Annotated in this window: 8 protein-coding genes; 5 read left to right on the plus strand and 3 right to left on the minus strand. The window is 61.0% G+C overall.

The window, feature by feature from the left end; translation table 11 throughout:
* The first annotated feature begins 84 nt into the window (after nt 1-84).
* From dnaE to nrdR, 4 genes are all read left to right on the plus strand, one after another.
* Complete coding sequence (dnaE, locus tag ACX80E_RS05105) at nt 85-3,651, plus strand: DNA polymerase III subunit alpha (RefSeq protein WP_459300825.1); 3,567 nt, start codon at nt 85-87, stop codon at nt 3,649-3,651.
* A gap of 30 nt (nt 3,652-3,681) precedes the next feature.
* Nucleotides 3,682-4,353: a hypothetical protein gene (locus ACX80E_RS05110; RefSeq protein ID WP_459300826.1), complete on the plus strand. Its 672-nt coding sequence runs from the start codon at nt 3,682-3,684 to the stop codon at nt 4,351-4,353.
* 40 nt (nt 4,354-4,393) lie between these two features.
* Nucleotides 4,394-5,758, plus strand: coding sequence for a histidinol dehydrogenase (gene hisD, locus ACX80E_RS05115; protein ID WP_459300827.1), 1,365 nt, complete (start codon nt 4,394-4,396; stop codon nt 5,756-5,758).
* A 98-nt stretch (nt 5,759-5,856) separates the two neighbouring features.
* A complete protein-coding gene (gene nrdR / locus ACX80E_RS05120) occupies nt 5,857-6,351 on the plus strand; it encodes a transcriptional regulator NrdR (RefSeq protein ID WP_459300828.1) in 495 nt (164 codons plus the stop codon).
* Here nrdR and ACX80E_RS05125 read toward each other — a convergent pair whose 3' ends face one another.
* The 3 genes from ACX80E_RS05125 to map all read right to left on the minus strand — a co-directional run bounded on the left by ACX80E_RS05125 (nt 6,352) and on the right by map (nt 8,873).
* Nucleotides 6,352-7,104: an SDR family oxidoreductase gene (locus ACX80E_RS05125; protein ID WP_459300829.1), complete on the minus strand. Its 753-nt coding sequence runs from the start codon at nt 7,102-7,104 to the stop codon at nt 6,352-6,354. It lies immediately after the preceding gene.
* Nucleotides 7,105-7,106: 2 nt separating this feature from the next.
* Complete coding sequence (gene ppgK / locus ACX80E_RS05130) at nt 7,107-7,901, minus strand: polyphosphate--glucose phosphotransferase (RefSeq protein WP_459300830.1); 795 nt, start codon at nt 7,899-7,901, stop codon at nt 7,107-7,109.
* Nucleotides 7,902-7,994: 93 nt separating this feature from the next.
* Nucleotides 7,995-8,873, minus strand: a complete 879-nt coding sequence (map, locus tag ACX80E_RS05135) for a type I methionyl aminopeptidase (RefSeq protein ID WP_459300831.1) — start codon at nt 8,871-8,873, stop codon at nt 7,995-7,997.
* 121 nt (nt 8,874-8,994) lie between these two features.
* Between map and ACX80E_RS05140 the strand changes: the two genes are divergently transcribed.
* Nucleotides 8,995-9,171: an SPOR domain-containing protein gene (locus ACX80E_RS05140; protein WP_459300832.1), complete on the plus strand. Its 177-nt coding sequence runs from the start codon at nt 8,995-8,997 to the stop codon at nt 9,169-9,171.
* Nucleotides 9,172-9,334 lie beyond the last annotated feature (163 nt).

The following is a 9,334-nucleotide window of genomic DNA, read 5'->3' on the forward strand; positions in this document are numbered from 1 at the left end:
TGGCGCGTCTGAAACCGGGACCCCTCGGCCGTGTGGGCCCACCCATACGCCCTCCGTTCCGTTTTTGAGCACTAGAATGGTTCGGTGGCTAGCTCATCGACTGACAGTTTTGTCCATCTTCATACGCACACCGAATACTCCATGCTGGACGGTGCTGCGCGCCTGACCGAGCTGTTTGAGGAAGCCAAACGCCTGGAAATGCCGGCCCTGGCGACAACAGATCATGGCTATCTATTCGGTGCCTTCGACTTCTGGAAAAAGGCCACCGACGCCGGCATCAAACCGATCATTGGCGTCGAGGCTTACGTCACCCCGGGGACCGCGCGCACCGACAAGACCAGGGTCAAGTGGCGCACGGATGAGAGCCAGCGCAGGGACGACGTCTCCGGTGGCGGTTTCTACACGCACATGACGCTGCTCAGCTACAACAACCAGGGCATGCGGAACCTGTTCAGGGCATCATCGTTGGGGTCCCTGGATTCACCCATGGGCAAGCACCCGCGCCTTGACCGGGAACTGCTCAACCAGTACCACTCCGGGCTGATCGCCACCACTGGCTGCCCCTCGGGTGAGGTGCAAACCAGGCTGCGTCTGGGCCAGTACAACGAGGCCAAGGCCGCGGCATCTGAATTCCGGGACATTTTCGGTGCGGAAAACTACTTCTGCGAGCTCATGGATCATGGTCTGGACATTGAGCGCCGGGTCACCAAGGATCTTCTGCGCCTGGCCAAGGAACTGGACATTCCGTTGGTGGCCACCAACGACCTTCACTACACCCACGAGCATGACGCCAAAGCCCATGAGGCCTTGTTGGCTCTGCAGTCGGCGTCGACCCTGACCGAACCCACCTATGACGAGGGTGGCAAGCGTTTTGCTTTCAGCGGCAGCGGCTACTACCTGAAGTCGCCTGCGGAAATGCGCGCACTGTTCTCCGAGCTGCCCGAAGCCTGTGACAACACGCTGCTGATCGCCGAACGCTGCGACGTGTCCTTCAACACCAACGCCAACTACATGCCCAAGTTCCCCTGCCCGCCAGGAGAGGACGAGACGTCCTGGCTGGTCAAGGAGGTGGACACGGGCCTGCGGTACAGGTACCCGGGCGGGATCCCCGACGAGGTCCGCAAACAGGCTGACTACGAACTCGATGTCATCATCAAGATGGGCTTCCCCGGCTACTTCCTGGTGGTGGCTGACTTCATCAACTGGTCAAAGGACCACGGCATCCGGGTGGGTCCCGGGCGTGGTTCCGGTGCCGGTTCCATGGTGGCGTACGCCATGCGCATCACAGACCTAGACCCGTTGCGTCACGGGCTCATCTTTGAGCGGTTCCTGAACCCGGAACGTGTCTCCATGCCCGACTTTGACGTGGACTTCGATGATCGTCGCCGCCACGAGGTCATCAAGTATGTGACGGAAAAGTACGGTGATGAGCGTGTTGCCATGATCGTCACCTACGGCAGCATCAAGACCAAACAGGCGTTGAAGGACTCCTCCCGAGTGCTGGGGCACCCCTTCAGCATGGGCGAAATGCTGACCAAGGCGCTGCCCCCGGCCGTCATGGCCAAGGACATTTCGCTCAATGACATTGAAAACCCCGAAGCCAAGCGTTACGGCGAGGCGGCGGATTTCCGCAACCTGATCAACACCGATCCCGAAGCGGCCAAGGTCTTTGAACTGTCCAAGGGCTTGGAAGGTCTCAAGCGCCAGTGGGGCGTGCACGCTGCCGGCGTGATCATGAGCTCGGACCCCATCATCGATGTCATCCCCATCATGCGCCGCATCCAAGACGGCCAGGTCATCACCCAATTCGATTACCCCACCAGTGAGGGCCTCGGCCTGATCAAGATGGACTTTTTGGGGTTGCGAAACCTCACCATCATCACCGACGCCTTGGAGAACATCAAGGCGAACAAGGGCTTCGACCTTGACCTTGAAGGCCTGGAGTACGACGACGCAGCATCCTATGAGCTGATGGCCCGCGGCGACACGCTGGGTGTTTTCCAGCTCGACGGCGGGCCCATGCGGTCGCTGCTCAAACTCATGCGCCCGGATAACTTTGAAGATATCTCCGCCGTCTTGGCCTTGTACCGCCCGGGTCCCATGGGCGCCGATTCGCACACCAACTATGCCCTGCGCAAGAACGGGCTCCAACCCATCACCCCCATCCACCCCGAGCTAGAAGAACCCCTGGCGGAAATTCTCGGTGGCACCTACGGCTTGATCGTGTACCAGGAGCAGGTCATGTCGATCGCGCAGAAACTGGCCGGCTACTCCCTGGGCCGGGCCGACATTCTGCGCCGGGCCATGGGCAAGAAGAAGAAGTCCGAGCTAGACAAGCAGTATGCCGGCTTCCACCAGGGCATGATGGACAACGGCTACTCAGACGCCGCCGTCACCACTTTGTGGGCCATTTTGTTGCCGTTCTCGGATTACGCCTTCAACAAGGCCCACTCGGCCGCCTACGGTGTCATCAGCTACTGGACGGCGTATCTGAAGGCGCACTACCCGGCCGAATACATGGCTGCCCTGCTCACCAGCGTTGGTGACGACAAGGACAAGCTGGCACTGTACCTGAACGAGTGCCGCCATATGGGCATTACTGTGTTGGCCCCTGACGTCAACGAATCGGCGTTGAACTTCACACCGATCAACACTGACATCCGCTTCGGCATGGGAGCCATCCGCAACGTTGGCGCCAATGTTGTCAACGGCCTGGTGGAATCCCGGCTTGAGCGGGGCAACTTTGAAAACTTCTCCGACTTCCTCTTGAAGGTCCCGGCAGTGGTGTGCAACAAGCGCACCATTGAGTCCTTGATCAAGGCCGGAGCTTTTGATTCGCTGGGTCATCCGCGGCGCGCCTTGGCCATGATCCACGAGGAAGCAGTGGATTCGGTCATCACCATCAAACGCAACGAGGCCGTGGGGCAGTTTGACCTGTTCGCCGGATTGGGTGGTGACAACGAACCGGAGTCCGCCCTGGTCACCGAGATCCCGGACCTGCCCGAATGGGAGAAGAAGGACAAGCTGGCGTTTGAACGCGACATGCTAGGACTCTACGTCTCCGATCACCCGCTGCGGGGTCTGGAAGGTGTCCTGAGCCAGAACGCGGACATTTCCATCACGCAACTGCTGGCCGACGACGGCCCCCAAGATGGTCATATCATCACCATTTCGGGGATGATCACCAACCTGCAACGGCGTATTGCTAAGAGCAGCGGAAACCCCTACGCCCGCTGTGAGATTGAGGACCTGGGTGGCTCCGTGGAGGTCATGTTCTTTGGCCAGGTGTACGGGCCCATCGCCACCATTTTGGCCGAAGACCTGATTGTTGTTGTCAAGGGTAGGCTGCAAAAGCGTGACGACGGCGCCATCACCTTGAACGCCATGGAACTAACGGTGCCTGACCTCAGTGAGGGCCTGGCCGGGCCGCTGGTGATCTCCTTGCCCGAGCACAAGGCCAATGAGCAGGTGCTGCTGGCGCTGAAGTCCATTCTGGGTGATCACCGCGGCAACACCGAGGTCAAAATGCACCTGTCCGGGAGCCGTTCAGTTAAAGTCATGAAGCTTCCTTTGCATCACAGGGTCAATCCCACGCCTTCCCTTTTTGGCGATTTGAAGGTCCTCCTGGGGCCCACCTGTCTGGAAGGCTGATGAGCGGGCAACAACGGGTACGGTTAATTCATGAGTGAGACGATTCCGTACCTCCCGGCAACGCTCCACGAGCCGGCGCCAGTGTCAGCCGAGCTCTCGCGTAGCGCGCTGCGCAAGGATGAAGCGGCACGCAGCAAACGTAGCTGGCTCAGGGGCTCGCACACGCCAGATGACTCGACGCCATGGCGCTACTGGCTGGGGTTTTCGGTGGCGCTGGGCGCTCTCTTGGGTGTGGCCTGGTGGCTGCTGGCACCAGGGGGCGCCTTCTACGGCGACGGCGAGGACTTCGCTGTCTGGTTCCCCAGGGACGCCGTTCTGGCCACCTTGCTGGTGGTGGGTGGCATCCTCAGCACCACGTGGTTGTTGCGGCAACAGCGGGCAACGGCGCGTGGGCCAGTGCCGGTGGCTGCCGCAGCCGCGATGCTGGTGGGCGGTTTGGTGGGCTCGGTGATTGCGTGGCGGATGGGAGTCTTTGCCGGGGACTTGTTTCACACTCCGGCCAACAATTTGCCGCACCCCAGCATGGTGTTTTCGCTGAGGTCCCAAACGGTGCTCATCGTGTGGCCCTTGGCCAGCGTCGTCACACTGTTCTTAGCGCAGGTGGGCTCCTATGCCTTCTTCCCGGCTACGCCACCGCCGGTGCGCGATGCCCCGGAACGGCCCCGCCGTGGAGAACGCGCCAGATCCCACATCGTGAAATGATGCGGGGCAGCTGCACAGGCAACGGGTAAGCTGAGTTGTTGTGAGCAATTTTGAACCTTCGGTGGCCCCCCTGACGCTAAACCGCACAGACCTGCGCGGCCGCACCTTGACCTTGGCGGAACTCAAAAAAGCTGTTCCCCGCACATCCGCGTCAACTGTCACCACTGCTGAGCACGCTGTTGCCGGCATCATCACCGACGTCCGCCAGCGCGGCCACGTGGCCCTGGCGGAGTTGGCGGAAAAGTTCGACGGCGTCCGTCAAGACCACCCGCGCGTCCCGGCTGCGGCCCTGGCCCAGGCGCTTGCCACCTTGGACCCGCAGGTTCGTGCAGCCTTGGAAGAGTCCATCGCCAGGGCCAGGGCCTTCGCCGAGGCGCAAAAGCCGGCCAACGTTGATTTTCCGGTGGCCAATGGCGCCGTGGTGTCTTCCCACTGGCTTCCCGTCCGCCGTGTTGGCCTCTATGTTCCGGGCGGTTTGGCCGCCTACCCGTCCTCGGTGATCATGAACGTGGTTCCCGCCTTGGCGGCTGGCGTGGGGTCGGTGGCGCTGGCGTCGCCGCCGCAGAAGGAGTTTGGCGGCCTGCCGGATCTCACCGTCCTAGCCGCCGCCGCGCTTCTGGGTATTGAGGAGGTGTACGCCATGGGCGGCGCGCAAGCCATTGCGGCATTTGCCTATGGTGTGGCTGCTGGCACCACGGCAGATGGTGGGGGAGAGGCGCTTGAACCGGTTGATGTAGTCACGGGGCCCGGAAACATTTTTGTGGCCACGGCCAAGCGCCTGGTCAAGGGTGTTGTGGGAATTGACTCCGAAGCCGGGGCCACTGAGATTGCCGTTTTGGCCGATCACAGTGCCAACCCAGTTTTCGTGGCAGCCGATCTGATCAGCCAGGCTGAGCACGATCCCAACGCCGCCTCCGTCCTGGTTACCACGTCCCCCGAGTTGGCCGACGCCGTTGAGGTGGAACTGGTGCGCCAAGTAGCCCTCACACGCCACCGGGAACGGGTGGAAACGGCGCTTGGCGGGGTTCAATCAGGCATTGTTCTTGTTGACGATCTTGTGCAGGGTGTGGCCGTCTGCAACGCCTATGCCGCCGAGCACCTTGAAGTGGTCACCGAGAATGCTGCCGCCGTCGCCGCCCAGATCACCAATGCTGGAGCCATTTTTGTCGGGGACTACAGCCCCGTCAGCCTGGGCGACTACTGCGCAGGCTCCAACCACGTGCTGCCCACCAGTGGCACGGCAGCCTTCTCGTCGGGGTTGAACGTCACCACGTTCCTGCGAGCCGTTCAGGTGATCAACTACACCAAGGAGGCCTTGGCCCAAGTGGCCGACCATGTCATTACCTTGTCCAAGGCGGAAGGCCTGCCCGCCCACGGTGATGCCGTGGCCGTGCGATTCCCCTAAATCTCTGGACAGTACGGTAAAGATGTGGTAATCACACGATTGTAGTTTCGCCGCGGATGGTTCTACACTGGGACTAATCGTGACCCGAAGGGATATGCATGTACTGCCCGTTTTGCCGTAATCCCGACTCACGCGTGGTTGATTCGCGCCTGTCCGACGACGGATCCTCGATCCGGCGCCGCCGCCAGTGCACCGAATGCGGGCGCAGGTTCAGCACAGTGGAAACGGCCAGCCTCTCCGTCACCAAACGTTCAGGGGTGGCCGAGCCTTTCAGTCGCAGCAAAATCATCAGTGGTGTGCGCAAGGCCTGTCAGGGCAGGCCCGTCACCGACGACGATCTGGCCAAGCTAGCCCAGGAAGTTGAAGAATCAATCAGGGCCAGTGGTGCCGCCGAAATCGATGCCAATGATGTTGGGCTGGCCATTTTGGCGCCCCTGCAACGCTTGGACCTGGTGGCTTACCTGCGCTTTGCCAGCGTCTATCAGGCTTTCGAATCGCTGGAAGACTTCGAGGCGTCCATTGCAACACTGCGCTGCGAATCTGAGGCCACAGCCCAAAACCCACCTAAGAATTCCAGCCCGGCAGTTTCTTAGCTAGCGCCCGCCAGACACCGGCAGGACTGCTCCTGTGACGAAGGAAGCCTCATCGCTAAGGAGCCACAGAACTGCTGCGGCTACTTCCTCGGGTTCACCGCCGCGTCCCATCGGTATGAGGTGGTCGTGCAATGACACTCGGTTGGGCATGCCCGCTGCGGCATGCAGCCCTGTGTTAGTCATTCCGGGGGACACCGCGTTGACCCGGATGCCGTCCCCGGCTGCCTCAGCGGCAAATCCCACCGTCAAAACGTCCACGGCACCCTTGGAGGCAGCATAGTGCACCCAGGTTCCGGGGGATCCAGCCTTCACGGCGGTGGATGAGATGTTCACAATGGAGCCGCCGTGGCCCCCGGCGCTGGTGGACATGCGTCGCTGGGCCTCCTGGCACATAAACATCACACCAGCAACATTCACGGCCAGCACATCCTTGATGGTCTGCGCGGGGACATTTACCAGCGGACCGATCCGATTGCCCGTGATGCCGGCATTGTTCACCACTGCGCGCACTTCGCCCAACGCCGCTGCCGCCTCGAACAGGCGTCGCACATCTGCTGGATCGCTGACATCTGCCTGCACGGCAGTGCCCACCCCGCCGTCGTCGGTTATGCGCCGCACAACGTCCGTGGCTCCGGCGGCATCCGCCGAGTAATTGACCACCACGGCGTACCCGGCCGCGGCGGCCTGGACCGCCACGGCCGCGCCAATGCCGCGGCTGGAGCCGGTAACAATGGCAACCCCGCGGTGCTTCATGGCTACTTGGTCAGCTTGAAGTGCACAGCTGCCTGCAAGGCGCCGCCCACAATGCCTGCGTTGTTCTTTAGTTCAGCGGGAATGATTTTGGTGTTGAGCTTGAGCTGCGGTAGGTAGTCCTCGCTGCGCTTGGAGATCCCCCCACCAATGATGAACAGTTCAGGGGAGAACAAGAACTCCACGTGGGAGAAGTAGCGTTGCAGGCGGACCGCGTAGTCGTCCCAGCTCAAGTCGTCGCGTTCCCGGGCACTCGCCGAGGCCCTGGTCTCTGCTGCGAAGCCATCTAGTTCCAGATGGCCCAGTTCAACATTGGGGATGAGCTTGCCGTCGTAGATGAACGCCGATCCTATACCCGTGCCCAAGGTGATCACCAGAACAGTGCCCTTGACGTCCTGGCCGGCGCCGTAGCGGGCCTCCGCCAGACCGGCTGCGTCGGCGTCGTTCATGACCTGTACATCGCGGCCCAACTCCTTGGTGAAGATCTCGTCCACGTCGGCGTCGATCCAGGACTGGTCAACATTTGCTGCCGATCGAGCCACCCCGTGGGAAATGATGGCGGGGAACGTGATGCCCACGGGTGCGTCGTCGTTGGGTGCCTCGGGACGGGTCATCAGCTCTTCAACGATGGCCTTGACCACCTTGGCCACTTCCTGCGGGGTGGAAGGGCTCGGGGTGGGGATCCGGTAGCGGTCACCCAACACTTTGCCACTATGAAGGTCAACGATGCCGCCCTTGATGCCTGTGCCGCCAATGTCGATGCCAATAACAGTGGTGCTCGATGAGTGTTTCTTAGACATGCATGCTCCAAAAAATAGAAAGTGACAAGGCTACAGCCGGTTGCTGTGTATGGCGGACGACGCCACAGCAGCCAGCCACGTCAACGGGGTGTTTTACGGCAGGGTTAAGACTTCGGCACCTGTGGCGGTAACCACCATGGTGTGCTCAAACTGGGCTGTCCGCTTACGGTCGCGAGTGACAACTGTCCAGTCATCAGCCCACATGTCCCATTCGACGGTGCCAAGAGTGAGCATGGGTTCGATAGTAAACACCATTCCCTCTTCCAGCACAGTGTTGTGGGCAGGTGCTGCGTCATAATGCGGAATAATCAGGCCCGTGTGGAACGCCTCACCAACACCGTGACCGGTAAAGTCCCGGACCACGCCGTAGCCAAAGCGCTTGGCATAGGACTCAATGGTGCGGCCAATGACATTGATTTCACGCCCGGGAGCGACCGCCCGAATGGCCCTGTTCAGGGACTCCCGGGTCCGTTCCACCAGCAGGCGCGACTCCTCGTCGACGTCGCCCACGGTGAACGTGAAGTTGGTGTCACCGTGGACACCGTTCTTAAACGCTGTGATGTCGATGTTGATGATGTCGCCATCGTCCACGACAGTGGTGTCGGGGATGCCGTGGCAGATCACTTCGTTGATGGAGGAGCACAGGGACTTGGGAAAGCCCCGGTATCCCAGTGTTGACGGGTACGCCTGATGGTCCAGCAAGAACTCGTGCCCGATGCGGTCCAACGCGTCGGTGGTGACACCGGGAACAATGTGCTTGCCGACCTCCACAATGGCCTGGGCTGCAATCTTGGAGGAGATGCGGATCTTCTCCAGCGTCTGCGCGTCCTTGACCTCCGAACCCTTAAAGGGGGCAGGTCCTGCCTTGCCCACGTATTCGGGCCGCGGAATTTTGACCGGGACGGGTAGCTGTGCGCTGACGGTGCCAGGGACAAGCTTGCCCGGGGGAGCTTTGAGTGCTGTGGAAGACATGAAACCATTGTATAAGTGTTTGGGTGCCGCCGGTGCTGGCGGGCGCTGCCGTGACCGGCTTGGGCCTAAGATGGGCGCTAGCAGCAGAATGCAATGTACCCGAAGACCTCAGGAGAACACCATGGCGCAGTACTGGTACAACGTGGAAACTCACCAAGTGGAGAAGGACGCGCAGTCAGGCTGGCGTTCACTCATCGGCCCCTATGAGACGCGGCAAGAGGCTGAAGCGGCGTTGGCCAAGGTGCGGGAGCGCAATGAGGCAGCCGACGCACTCGAGGACGAGGACAACGACGAGTAGCCACGCGTTTCCGCCCCGCCCCCCATTCTGTGTAGCAGTTATTCGCCGGAAGCTTGAATTTTAGGGGTGGTTGCAACACTGGGTGGTTAGCTTGGTATCAGTAGATCACGGAATACTTCGGCTGGTGTTTTCCAGCCGAGTGACTTGCGGGGGCGTGCGTTGA

This window comes from Arthrobacter sp. TMN-49 (assembly GCF_054511095.1).

Bases quoted from the DNA above. Each gene is read 5' to 3' on its own strand.
- ppgK (WP_459300830.1), bottom strand. From the start codon at position 7,901: ATGTCTAAGAAACACTCATCGAGCACCACTGTTATTGGCATCGACATT.
- ACX80E_RS05125 (WP_459300829.1), bottom strand. From the start codon at position 7,104: ATGAAGCACCGCGGGGTTGCCATTGTTACCGGCTCCAGCCGCGGCATT.
- nrdR (WP_459300828.1), top strand. From the start codon at position 5,857: ATGTACTGCCCGTTTTGCCGTAATCCCGACTCACGCGTGGTTGATTCG.
- map (WP_459300831.1), bottom strand. From the start codon at position 8,873: ATGTCTTCCACAGCACTCAAAGCTCCCCCGGGCAAGCTTGTCCCTGGC.
- ACX80E_RS05140 (WP_459300832.1), top strand. From the start codon at position 8,995: ATGGCGCAGTACTGGTACAACGTGGAAACTCACCAAGTGGAGAAGGAC.
- ACX80E_RS05110 (WP_459300826.1), top strand. From the start codon at position 3,682: ATGAGTGAGACGATTCCGTACCTCCCGGCAACGCTCCACGAGCCGGCG.